The organism is Saccharopolyspora tripterygii (genome assembly GCF_054778355.1).
On record NZ_BAAGZP010000058.1, the window covers coordinates 1 to 600 of the forward strand.

Here is a 600-nt window from a genome sequence, read left to right on the forward strand (position 1 = left end):
TCATGGATGTGGCTTCGCCTCATCTGCCGGGATCGCTGGCCACCGACGGCGTGATCCCCCAGGTCTCGAACACCGCGGTTTCCTCTGCGCGCGAGACCAACCCGTCCGACGTCTCACCGGGTGTCTCGCCCGACGACCGGTACCGCTCCTACCAGGAGCCGTCCCAGTCGCGTCGGTCGCATGAGTCGTCGCGGTCGTATCATTCGTCGAGGTCGCGTCGTTCGTCGCAATCCCCGGTGGGTCCGGTGGTGTTGGTTAATCCGCAGTTGCGGGCGAATCCGCCTCGTCCGCGGTGGATGTATCGGGGTGATACGCGTCCGCCGGAGGTGATTTTCCGGGAGGGGATGACGTCGTGGGGTCGGGATTACAACCTGGTGTCGCATGTGCATGGTGGTGAGCATGCGCGGGATTCGGGTTATGTGTCGGTGACGCCGAGTTCTGTTGCGGCGCATCAGTTCGTGGTTCCTGATGGTGGTGATCCGGTTCGGCATCATGGTCGGTGGTATGTGCCGATGTCGGGTCAGATCTATCAGATCGAGTCTTCGGGCAACATGATTCACATGGCGTCGCAGAATCTGCCGCGGGATCTGCTGGATCGGA

The 600-nt window shown here is 62.3% G+C and carries 1 pseudogene; it reads left to right on the forward strand.

The features are described from left to right. Positions 1–600, forward strand: a pseudogene (locus ACYVF3_RS32495) (hypothetical protein); the annotation flags it as partial.